Raw genomic sequence first — 18,351 nt, forward strand, 5'->3', positions numbered from 1 at the left:
GCGGATGTTCAGCCATGAAAGGAAATGTCGATGCCCGTTGAACGTTTGGTTGCCGCCCGCTGTGCCGATCCCTTCTCCCATCTAGGCCTGCTGGCCAATCCGGATGGGCCAGGCCTGAAACTGACGGCCTGGTTGCCGGATGCCCTCGAGGTCCGGGTCAGGGACCTCAAGTCAGGCAAGATAGTTGCCACCCTGACCGCCGCCGACGAAGCGGGCCTTTTTGAAACTGTTTTCACTCGCCGCAAGAATCCCTTCCCCTATCAGCTGATCGCCAGCTACCCCGATGCCAGTGCCGAATCCATCGACCCTTACCAATTCCAGGCTGCCGCCTGGGAAGGATTGGCTGAACTGAGCTTCCAGCCGGAAAACCTCTACCACACCCTGGGCGCGCAGCTGCGCACCGTGGAGCATCTCGGTCAGCAGGTGGCGGGGGTGCGCTTCGCCGTCTATGCGCCGAGCGCCACGGCGGTGAGCCTGATCGGCGATTTCAACTTCTGGGATGGCCGTCGCCACCCCATGCAGCGCAGCCAGTGCGGTCACTGGGTACTGTTTGTGCCGGGCCTCAAGGCCGGAGACCGTTACAAGTTCGAACTGAAAGATCCGGCCGGCCATCGCCTGCCCCACAAGAGCGATCCGGTCGGCTTCTACTGCGAGCAGTACCCGTCGTTCGCCTCCGTCATCCACGACCACGAGCAGTACCAGTGGCAGGATGCCGCCTGGCGCGAGAGCCAGCGCAACGACAAGCGGGAGCAGCCGCTCTCCATCTACGAGCTGCACGTGGGCTCCTGGAAGCGTCACCCCAACGGGGACAGCCTGAACTGGCGCGAGCTGGCGGTGGAGCTGGTCAACTACGTCACCGAGATGGGCTACACCCACATCGAACTGATGCCGGTTTCCGAGCACCCCTTCAGCGGCTCCTGGGGCTATCAGCCGGTGGGCATGTTCTCCCCCACCAGTCGCTACGGCAGTGCCGATGACTTCAAGCATTTCGTCGACGCCTGCCACCAGGTCGGCATAGGCGTCATCCTCGACTGGGTGCCTGCCCACTTCCCGGCCGATGCCCATGGTCTCGCCCGCTTCGACGGCACCCCGCTCTACGAGTACGAGGATCCGCGCCGTGGCTGGCACCCGGACTGGAACTCCTACATCTACGATTTCGGTCGCAACAACGTGCGCCAGTTCCTGGTGGCGAGCGCCCTGTTCTGGCTCGACAAGTTCCACATCGACGGTCTGCGGGTGGATGCGGTGGCCTCCATGCTCTATCTGGATTATTCCCGCAACGCCGGTGAGTGGGTGCCGAACGTCGACGGGGGCAACCACAACTACGAGGCCATCAGCCTCTTGAAGTGGACCAACGAGGAGGTGTACGGCAAGTATCCCCACACCATGACCATAGCCGAGGAGTCCACCGCCTTTGCCGGTGTCTCCAAACCCACCTTCCTGGGTGGCCTCGGGTTTGGCTTCAAGTGGAATATGGGCTGGATGCACGACACTCTGAGCTACATGCAGAAGGAGCCTATCCACCGCCGTTATCACCACAACGAGATGACCTTCTCCATGGTCTATCACTATGACGAGAACTTCATCCTGGCCCTGTCCCACGACGAGGTGGTGCACGGCAAGCACTCCCTGCTTTACAAGATGCCAGGTGACGAGTGGCAGCAGGCCGCGAACCTGCGGGCCTACATGGGCTTCATGTATGGCCATCCGGGCAAGAAGCTCAACTTCATGGGCACTGAAATCGCCCAGAGCAACGAGTGGAATCACGATGCCCAGCTGCCCTGGCACCTGCTGCAATTCCCCAAGCACGGCGGCCAGCAACGGCTGATCCGCGATCTCAACCGGCTCTATCGTCATGAAGCTGCCTTGTATCAGGCGGATTATGAGCAGAGCGGCTTCCGCTGGCTGGATCATAACGATGCCGACAACAGCATCTTCGCCTGGCTGCGCGCCGACAAGCAGGGGGCCAATCCTGTGGTGATCGCCTCCAACTTCACCCCTGTGCCGCGCCTCGCCTATCGCCTCGGGGTGCCGGAGGCGGGCCGCTATGCCGTGGTGCTCAACACAGATAGCGAGCATTACTGGGGCAGCAACTATGATGTGGGTCTGACCTTAATCGCCGAGCCGACCCCCTGGCAGGGGATGGCGCACAGCATAGTGCTGGACTTGCCGCCGCTCGCGACCTTGTTCATCAAACAGGAGTCCTGATGTTTGTAATGGAAAATGGGGTGGACTACCCGCTGGGGGCCCGGCTCGACGAGGCAGGCTGCCACTTCTGCGTCTGGGCCCCCCAATCGGACAAGGTGGAGCTCTGTCTGTTCGACGAGCAGGAGCAGGAGCTGGTCCGGCTGGCCCTGCCCGGTCGGCGCGGCCAATACAGATTCGGCTATGTGCGCGGGGTGAAGGCCGGTCAGCGTTACGGCTACCGGGTTCATGGCATGCCCCAGGAGGGCATGCTGTTCGACCCGGACAAGCTGCTGATCGACCCCTATGCCAGGGCACTCAGCCGGGCGACCCGCTGGAATGACGACCTCTATCAGGGGGACAGCGCGGCCATGGTGGCCAAGTCCGTGGTGGTGGACGATGCCTTCGACTGGCAGGGGGTCGGCAAGCCCGGGATCCCGCCCGAGCGGGTGGTGCTCTACGAGACCCACGTCAAGGGCTTCACCCGCCAGCATCCCGGGGTGCCCGAGGCGCTGCGGGGCACCTACTTCGGCGTTAGCCATCCGCTGATGATAGAGCACCTGCTCTCTCTCGGGGTCACCTCGGTGCAGCTGATGCCGGTGGCCGCCTTCATGTCGGAGCCCCGCCTGGAGCAGCTTGGCCTCACCAACTACTGGGGCTACAACCCCATCGCCTTCTTCGCCCCCGAGCCGCGCTATGGCGCGGGGGAGGCGGTGACCGAGTTCAAGACCATGGTGCGAGAGCTGCACCGGGTCGGGCTCGAGGTGATACTGGACGTGGTCTACAACCACACCGCCGAATCCGGTGTCGACGGCCCCATGCTGTCCCTCAAGGGGTTCGACAACGCGGGTTACTACGCCTTCGAGACCGGGGCCCACGGCCCTGACTACCACCGCCATGCCAACGTCACCGGCTGCGGCAACAGCGTCAACCTGGATCACCCTAACAGCCTGCGACTGGTGCTCGATGCCCTGCGCTACTGGGTCACCGAGATGCAGGTGGACGGTTTCCGCTTCGATCTGGCGGTCACCCTGGCGCGGGAGGCGGGGGAGTTCGACCCCATGAGCGCCTTCTTCAAGGCCCTGCTGGCGGATCCCGTGCTGGCGCGGGTGAGGCTGATTGCCGAGCCCTGGGACATAGGCCCCTTCGGCTATCGCCTCGGCCAGTTCCCGAGCCAGTGGCTGGAGATAAACGACCGCTATCGCGACACTGTGCGCGCCTTCTGGCGCGGCGACGCGGGCAAGATGGGGGACTTCGCCACCCGGCTGGCGGGGTCGCGGGATCTCTTCCCGAAGAACTGGCGCTCCCCTCATACCAGCGTCAACTACCTCTGCTATCACGACGGCTTCACCCTGGAGGACCTGGTCTCCTACAACCAGCGCCACAACCAGGCCAACGGCGAAGACAACAGAGATGGCCACGGCAACAACCTCTCCTACAACCACGGGGTGGAGGGACCGACCCTGGACCCCAGGGTCAACAACCTGCGCCAGCAGCAGAAGCGCAACCTCATCGCCACCCTGCTGCTCTCCCAGGGCACGCCGCACTTTCTGGCCGGGGACGAGATGGGCCGCAGCCAGCTTGGCAACAACAACGCCTACTGCCAGGACAACCAGATAAGCTGGGTCAACTGGCAGTTGCGCCCCGAGGATGAACGGCTGCTCGCCTTCACCCGCCAGATGATGGCGCTGCGGGCCGAGTCGGGGGTCTTCGCCAACCTGCAACTGAGCGACGACAGCTGGAACGGCGCCTCGACCAGCTGCCACAGCGTCAACTGGTATCACCCCGATGGCCATCAGCTCACCGATCAGGACTGGCACGCCCCCATGGGGCAGGCGTTCGCCATGGACATCGGCATGCTGGCGTGCGGCGGGGAGCGCTGGTACGTGCTGTTCAACGCCAGCGACTACGACATCCAGTTCCGCCTGCCGCCGCCGGGAGAGGGGCTGGAGTGGATCCAGACCATAGACACCGCCACCAACGACGGCCTGCCTTTCCTGCCGGACGACATCAAGCGGCAGGTGGCGGTGGGGCGTGCCCACTCCCTCAAATTGCTGGAGCGGGTTTCGCTGCCTGGGGTGGCGCTGGCCAAGGAAGGGGTGGTCGCCACGCCGGATGTTGCCGCCGTGTTGCCAACGGGATCACAGTTCCCGCTGGCGGGGTAGAGTCGGGGCGTGTGAGTGGGTATGCTGGGCGCCGTGATAAAAGGCAAGGAGTCAGTATGAAGGGCAACAATCCCGAGCAATGGCGCAGCAAGTTGAGTGCAGAGCAGTTTCACGTCTGCTGGGAGAAGGGCACAGAGCGCCCTTACAGCGGCGCCCTGCTGCACAATCGCAAGAGCGGTGACTACCTCTGCGTCTGCTGCAAGAGCGTACTGTTCCATGCGGATGCCAAGTTTGACTCCGGCTGCGGCTGGCCCTCCTTCGATCGGGCCATCGAGGGGACAGTGACCTACACAGAGGATCGCAGCCACGGCATGGCAAGGGTGGAGATCACCTGCAGCCAGTGCGGCTCCCACCTGGGTCATGTCTTCCCGGACGGGCCGACCGAGACAGGCCAGCGCTACTGCGTCAACAGCCTGAGCCTGGACTTCGAGCCCGATACCGACGCCTGAAAGCGTCAGAAATGAAAAATGGCGCCTCCGCTTGCGGAGGCGCCATTTTTTTATGGGGTCCTGGTTGGCCCTCAGATCAGCAGCAGGCTGGCCCCCACCAGCAGGGCGGCGAGCGCCAGTATGGGCAGCCTGATGACGCGCAGCAGATAGAAGGCGATGGCGGCCAGCGCCAGATCGGCCGGTGCCAGCACGGCGCTCTGCCACACAGGCTGATAGAGGGCGGCCAGCAGCAGCCCCACCACGGCGGCGTTGATGCCGGCCACGGCCCCCGCCAGCCTGGGGTGGGCCAGCCAGCTCTGCCAGCAGGGGCCCAGGGCCCACAGCAGCAAAAAGCCCGGCAAAAATAGTGCGAGGGTTGCCAGCAGGGCGCCCGCCAGCGGCGTGGCGGGCAACAGCTGGGCGCCGAGGTAGCTGGCCAGGGTGAACATGGGGCCGGGCACCAGCTGAGCCAGGCCGTAGCCGGTCAGGAATTGCTGCTGGCTGAGGCTGTGGCCGACGCTCTCCTGCAACAGGGGCAGCACCACGTGGCCGCCGCCAAACACCAGGCTGCCCGCCCGATAGAAGTCGGCGACCAGCTGGCTGGCGGGGCCTTGGGCCAGCAGCGGCAGGCCGACAAACAGCAGGGCAAACAGCAGCAGGGTCGGCCAGTGGGGGGCGCGACGGGCTGGCAGAGTGAGGGCAGGAGAGGCGCCGACCGCCTCCCGCTGGGCGCAGAGCAGGGCCCCCCAAAAGCATACCCAGCTGGGTCAGCAGACCGGGCTGCCACCAGAGGGCGGCGGCGGTCGCCACCATGACTCCCTGTTGCAACACCGTCTTGCAGAACTGGCGGCTCATGGTGAGCACGGCATCCGCCACCACCACCAGTGCCAGCAGCTTGAGGCCGTGCAGGGCGGCATCCAGCCAGAGGTTATTGCCTAGCTGGCCCACGCCGATGGCGGCAACCAGCAACAGCAGGAAGGAGGGCAGGGTGAAGCCGATGAAGGCGGCGAGCGCTCCCCCAAGGCCCGCCCGGTGGCGGCCGATGGCAAAACCGAGCTGGCTGGAGGCGGGGCCGGGCAACAGCTGGCACAGGGCCAGCAGCTGGGCAAACTCGGCCTGGCTGAGCCAGCCCAGGCGCTGGACAAAAGTGCGCTGGAAGTAGCCGATATGGGCGGCCGGCCCGCCGAAGCTGATGCAGCCCAGCCACAGAAATTGAAGGAATACCTGTCCCACGCTCTTCTCCTCATCCCTCTTTCGCATCCATCGATGGTGGAGATGATATGACAGCGATGATCGTTTTATGACAATCAGGCTGATTAGCACGGCCGAGCCACTGGCATTGGCACATCACCCGGCAGATAGCAGGTAGCGTCCCGCCAGCAGGCCAGCAGGCGATGGACTGGCGGCTGGCAGTCGAAATGGGGCTGGGGAAGTGGGGCTCTGGCAGATTGATCCGGATCGCACCAGACCCAGCCCTCGCACTTGTCCGGCTCCAGCAGTTGCGGCTCGCCCTCCACCTCGGCCAGCAGGGTGACAGAGATGTAGTGCAGCCCGCTCTCGCGCCAGGTCTCCAGGTTGTTGGTGACGGCGATGACGCTGGGGTTGGTGATGAGAAAACCTGTCTCCTCTGCCACCTCCCGGATGGCCGCCGACTCGAAGCTCTCGCCAAGCTCCAGGTGGCCGCCGGCGATGGACCAGTAGGGGGCGTGGCTCCCCTTGCGCTTGCCAAGCAGCACCTGGCCCTGATGGTTGACGAGGATGACACCGACCCCGACGCGAGGATAGGGAGTGGACATGAAGGGCTCCTTCCTCGATGGCGCAATGAAAACGGCCTACCTTAGGGGCACGACCGACACAGGGCAACGAGACTGACCATAAAAAACGGGCCCACCTTAGGTCGGATGGGGCCCGTCATGCAACGCTCAGTCCGATGACATCAGTCCAGCTTGACCAGCATCTTGCCGGTATTGCGTCGAACAGCCCGATGAAGGCCTGCGGCATGCTGGCGAGCCCCCTGATAGACGGTCTCTTCGGCCTGCAGGGTGCCGGCGTCGAAGGCCGGGGTCACCTCGGCCAGAAACTCGCCGTAGTGCTGCCAGTGATCAAATACGATCAGCCCCTGCATGGTGAGGCGCTTGCGGATCACCTGGGAGAGGTTGCGCGGGCCGCTCGCCTCGCTCTGGCCGTTGTACTGCTCGATGAGGCCGCACATCACGATGCGGCCGTGCACCACCATGTGGTTGAGGGCGGCGTCCAGCATGGCGCCCCCCACGTTCTCGAAGTAGACATGGATCCCCTCGGGGGCCAGCCGGGCCAGCTCGGCAAGATCCGGGTTGTCCGGTAGTCGATCACCTCGTCGGTCCCCAGGCTCTCGAGGGTAGGCCACCTTGTCGGCCGACCCGGTGGAGCCGATGACGCGGGCCCCGGCCCGTTTGGCACTGCACCACCATGGAGCCTGCGCCGGAGGCGGCCGACACCAGCACGGTTTCACCGGCCTGCAGTTTGGCGATGCGGTTGAGCCCGGTCCAGGCGGTCATGCCCGGCATGCCGAGGGCGCCGAGAAAGAGCTGGGGTGGCAGGCGGGTGTCGGGCAGGCGGGTCAGCTGGGCGCCGTTGGCGACGAAGCGATCGCGCCAGCCCAGAATGCTGCTCACCCGGTCGCCCACTGGCAAAGTCCGGGTGACGGGAGGCTTCACCACGCCGATGGCGCCGCCATCGAGGGGGCCGTTGAGGGGGAAGGGCGGCACATAGCTCCTGGCTTCGCTCATGCGACCGCGCATGTAGGGATCCACCGACAGCCACTGGTTGGCGACCGCACCTCTCCTTCTTGCAGCTCGGGCAGAGCCACCTCGGTCAGGGTGAAATCGGCCAGGCTGGGCAGGCCGACCGGGCGACGCAGCAGCTGGATCTGATGGCTGGACTGATTCATGGTTTTTTCTCCAGTGTGAGGGGGGTTGGCAACCTGCGAGTCGCCAGCATGGCTATTTCCAAGGGGTTGAGGCTGAACGGGTCATACGGTCTCATCCAGCGGGGCGCCGTTGAGCAGCAACCGGGTGACCACATCGCCCCGCATGGCGTTGGAGAAGGGGCAGGTCTGGTGGGCCAGCCGCACTATCTGCTCGGCCTGCGCCGCCTGTTCAGGTTGGGTCTGTGGCGAGCGCGACGTCCAGCGTGATGGCGAAGTTGAAGCGGCCATCGTCCAGCGCCAGCAACTCGACCTCGGCGGTGACGGGAGCACTGGAGAGAGGGGCGCTTAGCTTGTGGGCCACGTGGATCAGCGCATTGGAGAAGCAGGCGGCATAACCGGCGGCCAGCAGCTGCTCCGGGTTGTTGCCCTTGCCGTTGCCGCCGAGGGCGGTCGGCAGGGCCAGTGCCAGCTGCAGGCTGTTGTCCAGGGTGTGAACCTCACCGTTGCGGCCGGCCTGGGCGATGGCTTGAGTGCGATAGAGCGTCTTCATGTCGGGGTCTCTTATTTTGTTTGTGTGCAAACTAAAATCAGGTTAATCCCGAAAAGACGGGGTTACAACTGTTTTGTGTGCAAATTATTCAGACCTCAGTTGTCCTGGGGTATACTGGCCCCAGTCGTCAGCGAGGTGCCCCATGAGTGAATTGAAAAAGCAGGTCTGTTTTGCCCTCTACAGCGCCTCCAATGCGGTGATGCGTGCCTATAGGCCGCTCTTGGACAAGCTGGATCTGACCTACACCCAGTACCTGGTGATGCTGTCGCTCTGGGCGCGGGACGAGGTCAGTCTCAAGGAGATTGGCCAGGAGACCGGCCTGGATGCGGGCACCCTGACCCCCATCGTCAAGCGGCTGGAGAGCAAGGGCTGGCTGACCCGCACCGTCTCCAGCGAAGACGAGCGGCAAAAATGCATCCGCCTGACCGAGGCGGGACGCCAATTGCAGCAGGGGGTCAGGGAGTGTTGTCTGGCGGACAACTTGCGCAATCAGGTGGATCTGGCCGATGCCGAGCTGGCCGTGCTCAAGCAGCTCTGCGGAGGCCCAGCTGCGAGCGCGGCCCGATCCAGCCTGAGGATCACCCCATGTTACGCCCTGTTTGCCCTGTTGCTGACGCCTGCGCCACCGGTTCTCCCCGCTCCGAGATACAGATCGACGATGCGGATGCCTGGCAGGCCCTCTGCAAGGACGGGGTCCGGGTTCGGGCCGTCACTGACGAGGGGATCTGCGCGGATCACCGCGGCCTGGCCATGTGGATGAATAAGCCAAGGGCGGTTCGAATGGCAGAGGAAGCCGCCAAATAGTGTGATCCAGACGCCATAAAATGACACAACCGGCCCCTTGGCCGGTTTTTTTCGCGATCTCGCCTGCACTTTGCGGCCTTGTTCATGGTGCACTCATGCTTCCCTTTCCATACTGGCCCCACAGTTTCATGAGAGGAGAGAGAGATGCAGTCATCCATCGTCGGGCTCTCCATTCTGTGGGGGCTGGCCAGTTTTGGTGTTCAGGGGGATTTCATCGAGAGCCGTGATTCCGTTGCGCCGTCCTGGCAAGCCGAGTCCAGAGTGGAGATGGAAGGTTATCTGATTGAGTCGCTTGGCGAAGATCGCTGGGTGTTCGACAACGGCAGCGAGAGTCTGCTGGTCTCCCTGCCCGAGGGGCAGTGGGTGTCAGAGGGCGAGCGGTTGCGACTGAGCGGTGAACCCCAGCAGGAGCAGGCCGGTTGGCTGTTGCAGGTGCAGGACGTCAGCCAGGTCGGCGTCTGACCCTGTCACTCCCTGACATCAGAGACGACAAAGAGGAGGCCTGGGCCTCCTCTTGCTTTTTGCGCCTCTGGCCCTCAGCCCAGGTGGTTGAGGGGCAGGGCTGTCTTGTGCTTGATGCGGCGCAGCACGAAGCTGGAGCGCACCCCGGTCACGCCGGAGATGTGGGTCAGCTTGTCCAGCAGGAAGTGCTGGTAGTGCTCCATGTCCCGCACCACCACCTTGAGCTGGTAGTCGGCGTCGTTGCCGGTGATGAGGTCACATTCCAGCACCTCTGGCAGATCCTGAATGGCCCGATCGAAGTTTTCGAACCGCTCCGGGGTGTGCCTGTCCATGGAGATGTGAATGTAGGCGGTGAGGGTGAGCCCCAGCTGGCGGGCGTTGAGCAGGGTGACGTGGGTATCGATGAGACCGGCATCCTCCAGCGCCTTGACCCGGCGCGAGCAGGGAGAGGGGGAGAGCCCGACCAGTTCGGCCAGCTCCAGGTTGCTGATGCGGCCATTCTCCTGCATCAACTCCAGAATATGCCTGTCTATGCGATCAAGTTTCAGCATTCTCCGTTCCTCGTTGCAATTACTGATTCACTTTTCCTAGATTAAGGGTGAACTATTGCAAAAACAACTGAAAATACCTACTACTTCACAACCACTCACCGCACCGGCAGGAGTACCATGGTTTCATCTTCCGGTGGCAAGACAGATGCCCAACCAGGCCTCTGTGGTGAAGGACCTTACCGGGTCAACAACCCCATCAGCCGTCCGACCTTATCGGGAAACGACGGACTGGAACGAGATCATCCCCTCCCCGAAGGCAACAAAGCAGGCATCCCGGCGCCTGCTTTGTTGTTTTTGCGCGCCGGCATCCTCAGGCCTGCGGCGGCCGGATGCGATAGAGGCAGCGCCTGTCCCCGTCCAGCAGGTACTGCTCCCGCTCCACCTCTGCCGGAGCCAGCAACTGGCGAAACAGCGCCAGCTCGCTCCTGCAAAAGCCCCGGCAGGCCCGCGCCGCGGCGCAGATGGGGCAGTGACTCTCCCATAGTAGCCAGCTGCCATCCTCCTCCTGGCTCATGTCCGCCATATAGCCTTCCCGGCTGCGCAGCTCCTTGAGCGCGGCCAGCCGATCCGCCAGCGCCGGCTGGGTCAGTCTGGCCTGATAACGGCTCAGCATCTGCTGCTCCCGCCGCGCTATCAGTTGATCCAGGCCGCTCTCGCCAAACAGCTGCTGCACATCGTCGATAAGCTGCAGTGTCAGCTCGCTGTGAGTGTCGGGGAAGCGCTGCCAGGCCTGATCTGTCAGGTGCCAGAGCCGTATCGGGCGACCACGGCCCCGCGCCTCGTCGCTAAAGCCGACCCAGCCGTCTGCCTCCAGCGCCGTCAGATGCTGGCGGGCGCCCATGGAGGTCATCTGCAACTGCTCCCCCAGCGCGGCGGCGCTTTGGGGGCCGTGAGTCTTCAGCAGGTAGAGGATCTTGTCGGTGCTGGCATTCATGGGGGATCTCGTTATCGACAGGCGTTCGCTGCGGGAAAGCCAGGGTGACACTGGCGTTGATAGGGTCATTATGGGCAGCGGTCTCATTTAAATCAATAATTCACTTTACTTAATGCCGTTCCCTTCGCAGTATAAATAAACAAATAACTTTATTTAATGAGGCGAAGATGGAAGGGATCAAGGGACAGGCGACCCTCTGGGTATTGGTGATGACGGTGACCCTGGCGGTGGCGGGCTTCAGTCTGCCCTCGCCGGTGCTGGCGCCGCTGATGCTGGATCCGGCCCAGGGCATGCTGACGCCACAAGCGTCTGACTGGAGTCGCAAGCTGTGGCTCGGGGTCATCATGGGGCTCTATCCGCTGTTTCAACTGCTGGGGGCCCCCTGGCTGGGCAAGCTGTCGGATCGCCATGGCCGCAAGCCGGTGCTGACTCTCTGCCTGGTCGGGGTGTTGGCGGGTTATGTGCTGATGGCCTTGGGGATCGCCTGGCGCTCCCTGCCGCTCTTGCTGCTGAGCCGGGTGGTGGAGGGCTTCTTCAACGGCGACATCGCCATAGTGCAGGCGATGGCGGCGGACATGAGCACCACCAGGACCAAGGCGCGCAACTTCGCCCGCATCAACATCGGCATGAACCTGGGCTGGGTGCTGGGCCCCATGATAGGGGGCTATGCGGCCGTGGTGTCCGGGGATTACAGCCTGGCGGCCTGGCTGGCGGTGGCCATGACGGTGGGCAACCTGCTGCTGGTGCTCTGGCTGCTGCCCAACCGGCCGCCGGTGCCCGCCGAGCAGGAGCTGGCCTCTCTCTCGACCCGCCAACTGCTGCTGCAACCTCGCCTGCTGCCCTACTTTGTGCTGACCCTGCTCAGCTACGGGGCCGTGCAGCTCTACTTCACCTACTTCAATGTCTGGTTGGTGGAGCGGCTGGCCTGGGATCCGGTGCAGCTGGCGCAGGCCGCCGTGCTGGTGAGCGTGCCCATGATGCTGGGTTCCTGGCTGGGGGAGCAGCTTGCCCGCCACTGGCGCGGCAGCTCCCTTGGCATAGTCGGGCATCTGGTGATGGCGGCGGGCATGCTGATGTTCATTCTGCCGACCCAGTGGTGGGGGCTGGCGCTCACCTTTATCCCGGCCGGCATCGGCATGAGCCTGGGGGAGCTTGCCACCTCGGTGGCCATCTCCAACCGCAGCCATGCCAGCCAGCAGGGGCAGGCGATGGGGATCTACCGCGGCCTGGCGGTGGGCAGCGAGATCCTAGCTGTGGTGCTGGGCAGCCTGGCGTTGCTGGCGGGCACCGAGTGGCCCTTCTATCTGGCGGCGCTTTGCGGCGTGATCTGCGCCCTCGGTTTCTACGGGTTGCGCAGACGGGCGGACAGACGAAGTGCTGTGGCCGCCTGCGCCGAGCCGGGCTGAGGCGGCTGGATCACAGATCGGCGCCGGGGTGGCAGGCGGGGCTTGCATCCCGGCGCCGAGTTTGGGACGGTATGGCTCTTTGTCCCCTTTTACCCCGTCGCCCGGCGAACCTGGCCAGCACAGGCCTTCATCATGCGCCCCGCGATACACAGTCTTTGGAGGTGATATGAGCGAGTTTCAGGCCATTGCACTGGATATGGACGGTACCCTGCTGACCCGGGATCACAAGATCTCGTCCGCGACCCGGGCCGCCCTGGCCCAGGCCCGCGCCCACGGCATCAAGGTGCTGCTGGTGACGGGCCGCCACTTCATGACGGCCCGTCCCTTCCATCATGAGCTGGCCCTCGACACCCCCCTCATCTGCAGCAACGGCGCCTACCTCTATGATCCGGCGCAAGGCAGGATCCTGGCCGGGGATCCCCTGGCGGTGGCGCCGCTCACCGCCCTGCTGGCCGAGGTGCAGGCGCAGCAGATGGGTGCCCTGTTCCACCTGGACGGAGGCATAGGCTATCTCGGCTGCGAGGAGCATGTGGGCCGGATGCGGCGCTGGTCGGCGAACCAGCCGGATCACCTCAAGGTCTCCCTGCTGCCCGCCGAGGATATCGACAGCTGGCTGCAAAAGCCCATCTGGAAACTGGAGCTGTTCAATCAGGATCCCGGCCTGCTGCACCGCTTCGTGGGGGAGGTGGTGCAGAAACTGCCCTTCACCCAGGACTGGGCTGCGCCCTATGCGGTGGAGCTGGTGCAGCCCGGGTGCAGCAAGGGCAACCGGCTGGCCCAGTGGGCGGCGAGCGAGGGGATAGCGATGGAGAAAGTGGTGGCCTTTGGGGACAACAACAACGACATCAGCATGTTCGAGCAGGTGGGGCTGGCGGTGGCCATGGGCAATGCGGCGCCCCAGATCCAGGCCCATGCGGACAGGGTCACCGCCGATCACAACGAAGACGGTATAGCGCTGGCGCTGCAGCGCTGGGTCCTGCCCGCCTGAGGGGCAACAGAAAGGGGCCAGCGCGGCCCCTTGTTTGTCAGCTCCCGAAGGAGAACTGGATCACCCGATCCGGGAAGCGGATCCGGTTGTAGTCACGGCGTACCCCCTCGTAGTGGCGGATGGCGCGCTCGCGCTGGGCCCGGTAGTAGTCTCGCTGCTTGCTGTCGCTCTCGCCCCGGATCTGCTGATCCAGCTGATAGATGGTCCGCTCGGTGCGCTCCAGCTCCTGTTGCAGCTCGCCGAGGCGCTGCTCCAGCAGGAACTCCTTGCGGCCGCGCTCGAACTGGGTGAGGAAGCTGGTGTCGTTGGGGCAGACCCCCAGGTATTCGTTCCCCTCCCGCCCCTTGCTGTAGGCGAGCTCGGGTATGCAATAGAGCTCGAGCCCCTTGGCGTAGCCGCGCTGCCACTCGTCTTCGTCCACCCTGAGGCCGTACTCCCCGCAGGTCTGCTTGTAGTCACGGGTGGCCGTCCGGGTCTTGCCCTGCTCCCCGTCCTGATAGCCCTGGTTGTACCAGCTCATGGCGCGGCACTCCTCCTCCGACAGGGAGCTGCACCCGGCGAGCATCAGGGGGAGGGTCAACAGCAGGATCTTGGGGGACATGAAGGGGCTCCGACAGCAAGGATGGTGGGGCATTCTAGAAGAGGAAGCCCGCCCGGGACAAGCACCGGGCGAGGGCGCCGCATCATGATGTTTTTATCACTATTTTCAAGCCGTTGTGAACGGGCTTCCGGCGACCTTTTCTTGCCGGGGGAGGCAGGGTAAACTGCGCCTACTTTTAACTGGCACGTAACAAAAACAATGAAAGTCCTGACCGTCGATTATCGCTCCCCCGACGCGGCCGAGCGCTTCACCGAATCCCTGCGCACCACCGGCTTCGGGGTGCTGACCCACCACCCCATCCCGAAGGAGCTGGTGCAGTCCATTTATGACAACTGGTATCGCTTCTTCATGAGCGAGCAGAAGCAGGATTTCCTGTTCAACCGCGAGACCCAGGACGGCTATTTCCCGCCCTCGGTGTCCGAGGTGGCCAAGGGCAACACCCAGAAGGACATCAAGGAGTACTTCCACCTCTACCCCTGGGGCCAGATGCCGGAAGAGCTGAGGGCGCAGGCGATGGAGTACTACCGCCTCGCCAACGATCTGGCCGCCGAGCTGCTCTCCTGGGTGGAGCAATACACCCCGGCGGACATCGCCGCCCACTACAGCTGCCCGCTCTCCTCCATGATTGAAGAGAGCCAGAAGACCCTGCTGCGGGTGCTGCACTATCCGCCGTTCGACGGCACCGAGGCGCCGGGGGCCATCCGCGCCGCGGCCCATGAAGACATCAACCTGCTGACCATTTTGCCCGCCGCGAGCGAGCCGGGCCTGCAGGTGAAGGGCTCTGACGGGGAGTGGATGGACGTGCCCTGCGACTTTGGCACTCTCATCATCAACATAGGTGACATGCTGCAGGAGGCCTCCCACGGCTATTACCCCTCCACCACCCACCGCGTCATCAACCCGACCGGCGGCAGCGTCAGCAAATCCCGCATCTCCTTGCCGCTCTTCCTGCACCCGCGCCCGGACGTGGTGCTGTCCGAACGACACACAGCCCACAGCTACCTGATGGAGCGGCTGCGGGAGCTGGGGGTCATCTAGCCCCAAAACGCACACTCATGACAGCAAGAACCGGAGCAAAAACGCTCCGGTTTTTATTTTGTGGCACGATTGGTTGGTTATCCGAATTTTATTGGCAACTTATGCCAATAAGGCAGTTTTAAGGCGGATATTCGCCGAGTGATTGCGCGCCCCCGGGCGTACTCTGAGCGCCATTCCGGGCCCCGCTGGCGGGCCCCTCGATTGGAGTTCCCATGAAGCAGTCCCAATGGTCATCCCGGCTCGGTTATATCCTGGCCGCCGCAGGTTCGGCGGTCGGTCTCGGCGCCATCTGGAAGTTCCCCTATGTGACTGCCGCCAACGGTGGCGGCGCCTTTTTGCTGGTGTTCCTGCTGTTCAGCTTCACCCTGGGGGTGGCGGTGCTGATGGGGGAGACTCTGCTCGGCAGCCTGACCCGGCGCGGGGTGGTGGGGGCCTTCGATGAGTTGATGGGCAAGCGCTGGCGCTGGGTCGGCGCCATGGGGCTCTTGTGCAGCCTGCTCATCTTCAGCTTCTACAGCGTGGTGGGGGGCTGGACCCTGGGCTACACCGGCATGGCGCTGGCGGGTAGCCTGCAACAGGGGGATGGCGCTGCACTGACCGCTCGCTTCAACGACTATGTGGGGGATCCGCTCTGGCCCGTGCTGACCCACCTGCTGTTTGCCGCCCTCACCTGGTGGTTCGTGCAGGGCGGGGTGCAGAAGGGGGTGGAGCGCACCCTGCGCTGGATGATGCCGGCCCTCTTCATCATGATCCTGCTGCTGGTGGCCTTCGGTCTCACCCTGCCCAATGCCATGGCCGGGGTACGCCACTTCCTGATGCCGGACTTCAGCAAGCTCGGCATGTCAGGTGTGCTTGACGCCATGGGGTTGGCCTTCTTCTCCCTCTCCATCGGGCTTGGCATCCACACCACCTATGGCGCCTACCTGCCCTCCAGCGAAGGGGTGGGCCGCTCCAGTCTCTGGGTGGTGCTGCTGGCGAGCCTGATCGCCGTGCTGGCGGGCTTGATGATCTTCCCCGTGCTGGCGGCGACCGGCATAGATCCCGCCTCAGGCCCCGGCCTCACCTTCATGACAATGCCGGCGGTGTTCCAGCAACTGCCCTTCGGCCAGGGGCTGGCGGTGGTCTTCTTCGCCCTGCTGGTGGTGGCGGCGCTCTCGTCTTCCATCTCCCTGCTTGAGCACCTGCAGTGCTTCCTCGCCGAGAGCCTGGGCTGGTCGCGCCGTGCTGCCTGCAGTCTGATCACAGCCCTGGTGATGGCGGGGGGCATCCCGGTCAGCCTGTCGTTCGGCCCCTGGGCGAGTATCACCTTGTTTGGCAAGAATATCTTCGAGCTGCTGGACTTCATCACTTCCAACCTGATGATGCCGCTGTTCGGGCTGGCGCTCACCCTGCTGTTGGGCTGGCAGTTGGGCCTGCGGGCCTTGCCCCAGGGGCTGGCGCCGCACTGGCGCGCCCTGCTGATGGGCTGCTGGCGCTGGCTGGCGCCCCTGCTCATCGGCGGCATCCTGGTGCGGGGTCTGCTGTAACCCCTACCGCGCGGGCGGGCCTCGGGCCCGCCCGTTACCCGGGCACACAGAGCATCCTCGCTGGCAGGATTGACTGCCTCGAAAAATCCATGAAATAGAGGCTTGTCAAAATATTGATTCGCCAATCGACATGTGGGTTGGTAAATATTCTGTATTGCGGGCGAAAATGGACTATTGGCTGTCAACTTCTCTTGCCGTGGTTTAGGCTGTGGCTCCTTTTTTGCGCCCAGGTTACCCATAGCATGTCATCCCTCATCGCCCGGTTCGGCCGATTTTTCAGCTCGCAAGAGAGGTGACCCTGCACGCGCACTCAGTCTGAATGTTCATTGCAAAGGTCGCCCCCGGGCGGCCTTTTTGTTGCGACCCAGGTTGCACTTATCCATGGAGTATCGATTCGATGTTGTCTTCCCCGGAGGTTGTATGAGCCAGGTTCAGTGGTCTTCCCGTCTCGGTCATGTGCTGGCGGCGGCCGGCACGGCCATCGGCCTCGGCGCCATCTGGAAGTTTCCCTATGTGACCGCCACCAATGGCGGCGGCGCCTTCCTGCTGGTGTTCCTGCTGTTCAGCTTCACCCTGGGGGTGGCTGTGCTGGTGGGGGAGACCTTGCTCGGCAGCCGCAGCCAGCGCGGGGTGCTCGGTGCTTTCCACCGGCTGGTGGGGCCGAACTGGCGCTGGATGGGTTACATGGGGATCCTCTGCGGCTTCTTCATCTACAGCTTCTACAGCGTGGTGGGGGGCTGGACCGTGGGCTATGCGGCGCTGGCGGTGATGGGCAAGCTCAACCTCGGCGAGGGTTCGGCGCTGACCGCCCTGTTCAACGGCTATGTCAGCCATCCCTGGTGGCCTGTGCTGACCCATCTGGTGTTCGCCGGGCTCACCTGGTGGTTCGTGCAGGGGGGCATCCAGAAGGGGGTGGAGCGGGCGCTGCGCTGGATGATGCCGGCGCTCTTCGTCATGATGCTGCTGCTGGTGGGGGTGGGTCTCTCCATGCCGGGGGCCATGGCCGGGGTGCGTCAGCTGCTGCTGCCTGACTTCTCCATGCTGACCGGCCAGAGCGTGCTGGATGCCCTGGGGCTGGCCTTCTTCTCCCTCTCCATCGGCCTTGGGGTACACACCACCTACGGCGCCTATCTGCCCAATAGCGAGGGTGTGCTGCGCTCCGGCGTCTGGGTCGTGACCCTGGCGAGCCTCATCTCTGTGCTGGCGGGGCTGATGATATTCCCGGCGCTGGCCTCCACTGGCATAGACCCCACTGCCGGGCCAGGGCTCACCTTCATGACCATGCCCGCCGTGTTCAGCCACCTGCCGTTCGGTCAGGGGCTGGGGGTGGTCTTCTTCCTGCTGCTGCTGGTGGCGGCGCTCTCCTCTTCCATCTCCATGCTGGAGCACCTGGTGCGCTTCACCTGCGAGGAGTGGGGCTGGTCGCGCCGTGGCGCCTGCCGGGTGCTGACCCTGCTGATCATGGCCTCCGGCATTCCGGTCAGCCTGTCGTTCGGTCCCTGGGCCGACTACACCCTGTTTGGCAAGACGATTTTCGACTTGCTGGACTACCTCACCTCCAACCTGATGATGCCGCTGTTCGGCCTGGTGCTGACCCTGCTGCTGGGCTGGCGACTGGGGGAGAGCATACTGCCCGAGGGGCTCTCCCCGGCCCTGCGTCTGTGCCTGCTCTGGTGCTGGCGGCTGGTGGCGCCGCTCTTGATCGCCGGTATCCTGGTGCGGGGTCTGATCTAGCCGTCGCCCCGTGGCGGATGCCGGAGTCGCGCGGATCGAGTCGTAGATGAACACAGGGGTTGGCCACAGGCC

The 18,351-nt window shown here is 64.1% G+C and carries 17 protein-coding genes and 4 pseudogenes; 11 read left to right on the forward strand and 10 right to left on the reverse strand.

Translation table 11 applies throughout. The features are described 5' to 3' along the window. Positions 1–30 precede the first annotated feature (30 nt). Genes glgB through msrB form a run of 3 tightly spaced genes read left to right on the forward strand, consistent with a single transcriptional unit; the run spans position 31 to position 4,798 of the window. Positions 31–2,208, forward strand: a complete 2,178-nt coding sequence (gene glgB / locus ACF2JD_RS16760) for a 1,4-alpha-glucan branching protein GlgB (protein ID WP_440987814.1) — start codon at positions 31–33, stop codon at positions 2,206–2,208. Next, positions 2,208–4,349 carry a glycogen debranching protein GlgX gene (gene glgX, locus ACF2JD_RS16765; protein ID WP_440987815.1) on the forward strand — a complete coding sequence of 714 codons (2,142 nt, stop codon included), beginning with the start codon at positions 2,208–2,210 and terminating at the stop codon, positions 4,347–4,349. Before glgB ends, glgX begins: the two co-directional genes overlap by 1 nt. A 56-nt stretch (positions 4,350–4,405) precedes the next feature. After that, positions 4,406–4,798 carry a peptide-methionine (R)-S-oxide reductase MsrB gene (gene msrB, locus ACF2JD_RS16770; RefSeq protein WP_111913281.1) on the forward strand — a complete coding sequence of 131 codons (393 nt, stop codon included), beginning with the start codon at positions 4,406–4,408 and terminating at the stop codon, positions 4,796–4,798. Positions 4,799–4,869: 71 nt separating this feature from the next. On the opposite strand, the pseudogene chrA reads toward msrB, so the two are convergent. From chrA to ACF2JD_RS16805, 7 genes and pseudogenes are all read right to left on the reverse strand, one after another. Beyond that, positions 4,870–6,010 (reverse strand): annotated as a pseudogene (chrA, locus tag ACF2JD_RS16775) (chromate efflux transporter). A 142-nt stretch (positions 6,011–6,152) separates the two neighbouring features. Next, positions 6,153–6,573 (reverse strand): annotated as a pseudogene (locus tag ACF2JD_RS16780) (nucleotide triphosphate diphosphatase NUDT15); the annotation flags it as partial. Positions 6,574–6,713: 140 nt separating this feature from the next. Beyond that, positions 6,714–7,163, reverse strand: a complete 450-nt coding sequence (locus tag ACF2JD_RS16785; RefSeq protein ID WP_440987816.1) for a zinc-binding dehydrogenase — start codon at positions 7,161–7,163, stop codon at positions 6,714–6,716. Then, positions 7,126–7,557, reverse strand: a complete 432-nt coding sequence (locus ACF2JD_RS16790) for a hypothetical protein (protein ID WP_440987817.1) — start codon at positions 7,555–7,557, stop codon at positions 7,126–7,128. The genes ACF2JD_RS16785 and ACF2JD_RS16790 overlap by 38 nt, the downstream gene beginning before the upstream one ends. Further along, positions 7,542–7,706, reverse strand: coding sequence for a hypothetical protein (locus ACF2JD_RS16795; protein ID WP_440987818.1), 165 nt, complete (start codon positions 7,704–7,706; stop codon positions 7,542–7,544). The genes ACF2JD_RS16790 and ACF2JD_RS16795 overlap by 16 nt, the downstream gene beginning before the upstream one ends. An 81-nt stretch (positions 7,707–7,787) precedes the next feature. Continuing rightward, positions 7,788–7,973, reverse strand: coding sequence for a hypothetical protein (locus ACF2JD_RS16800; protein WP_440987849.1), 186 nt, complete (start codon positions 7,971–7,973; stop codon positions 7,788–7,790). After that, positions 7,915–8,235, reverse strand: a complete 321-nt coding sequence (locus ACF2JD_RS16805) for an Ohr family peroxiredoxin (protein ID WP_440987819.1) — start codon at positions 8,233–8,235, stop codon at positions 7,915–7,917. Before ACF2JD_RS16805 ends, ACF2JD_RS16800 begins: the two co-directional genes overlap by 59 nt. Positions 8,236–8,377: 142 nt before the next feature. On the opposite strand from ACF2JD_RS16805, the pseudogene ACF2JD_RS16810 reads away from it, so the two are divergent. The 3 genes and pseudogenes from ACF2JD_RS16810 to ACF2JD_RS16820 all read left to right on the forward strand — a co-directional run. After that, a pseudogene (locus tag ACF2JD_RS16810) lies at positions 8,378–8,800 on the forward strand (MarR family winged helix-turn-helix transcriptional regulator); the annotation flags it as partial. A gap of 12 nt (positions 8,801–8,812) precedes the next feature. Further along, a pseudogene (locus ACF2JD_RS16815) lies at positions 8,813–9,039 on the forward strand (hypothetical protein). A gap of 144 nt (positions 9,040–9,183) precedes the next feature. Then, a complete protein-coding gene (locus ACF2JD_RS16820) occupies positions 9,184–9,501 on the forward strand; it encodes a single stranded DNA-binding domain-containing protein (protein ID WP_005324594.1) in 318 nt (105 codons plus the stop codon). 74 nt (positions 9,502–9,575) lie between these two features. Here the strand turns inward: ACF2JD_RS16820 and ACF2JD_RS16825 are convergent, their stop codons facing one another. Beyond that, positions 9,576–10,052 carry an Lrp/AsnC family transcriptional regulator gene (locus ACF2JD_RS16825; RefSeq protein ID WP_025325819.1) on the reverse strand — a complete coding sequence of 159 codons (477 nt, stop codon included), beginning with the start codon at positions 10,050–10,052 and terminating at the stop codon, positions 9,576–9,578. Positions 10,053–10,362: 310 nt separating this feature from the next. Further along, positions 10,363–10,986 (reverse strand): helix-turn-helix transcriptional regulator, encoded by a 624-nt coding sequence (locus tag ACF2JD_RS16830; protein WP_440987820.1) that lies wholly within the window; start codon positions 10,984–10,986, stop codon positions 10,363–10,365. Positions 10,987–11,153: 167 nt separating this feature from the next. On the opposite strand from ACF2JD_RS16830, the gene ACF2JD_RS16835 reads away from it, so the two are divergent. Together ACF2JD_RS16835 and ACF2JD_RS16840 are read left to right on the forward strand one after the other, a co-directional pair. Continuing rightward, the gene (locus tag ACF2JD_RS16835) at positions 11,154–12,392 is read left to right on the forward strand and encodes an MFS transporter (protein ID WP_213345234.1); all 1,239 of its coding nucleotides are present in this window, start codon (positions 11,154–11,156) and stop codon (positions 12,390–12,392) included. 166 nt (positions 12,393–12,558) lie between these two features. Further along, positions 12,559–13,380 (forward strand): Cof-type HAD-IIB family hydrolase, encoded by an 822-nt coding sequence (locus tag ACF2JD_RS16840; RefSeq protein ID WP_106884904.1) that lies wholly within the window; start codon positions 12,559–12,561, stop codon positions 13,378–13,380. A 37-nt stretch (positions 13,381–13,417) separates the two neighbouring features. Here ACF2JD_RS16840 and ACF2JD_RS16845 read toward each other — a convergent pair whose 3' ends face one another. Beyond that, a complete protein-coding gene (locus tag ACF2JD_RS16845) occupies positions 13,418–13,981 on the reverse strand; it encodes a DUF2799 domain-containing protein (RefSeq protein WP_440987821.1) in 564 nt (187 codons plus the stop codon). 198 nt (positions 13,982–14,179) lie between these two features. Between ACF2JD_RS16845 and ACF2JD_RS16850 the strand changes: the two genes are divergently transcribed. The 3 genes from ACF2JD_RS16850 (at position 14,180) to ACF2JD_RS16860 (ending at position 18,279) form a co-directional block, all read left to right on the forward strand. Beyond that, positions 14,180–15,019 carry an isopenicillin N synthase family dioxygenase gene (locus tag ACF2JD_RS16850; RefSeq protein ID WP_005324617.1) on the forward strand — a complete coding sequence of 280 codons (840 nt, stop codon included), beginning with the start codon at positions 14,180–14,182 and terminating at the stop codon, positions 15,017–15,019. Positions 15,020–15,231: 212 nt separating this feature from the next. Then, positions 15,232–16,545 (forward strand): sodium-dependent transporter, encoded by a 1,314-nt coding sequence (locus tag ACF2JD_RS16855; RefSeq protein ID WP_303810168.1) that lies wholly within the window; start codon positions 15,232–15,234, stop codon positions 16,543–16,545. Positions 16,546–16,965: 420 nt separating this feature from the next. Then, on the forward strand, positions 16,966–18,279 hold the full coding sequence (locus ACF2JD_RS16860; protein ID WP_106884901.1) for a sodium-dependent transporter: 1,314 nt from the start codon (positions 16,966–16,968) through the stop codon (positions 18,277–18,279). The last annotated feature ends 72 nt before the right edge of the window (positions 18,280–18,351 follow it).

It is taken from the genome of Aeromonas ichthyocola, assembly GCF_046087985.1.
GTDB classification, from domain to species: Bacteria; Pseudomonadota; Gammaproteobacteria; order Enterobacterales; family Aeromonadaceae; genus Aeromonas; species Aeromonas rivipollensis.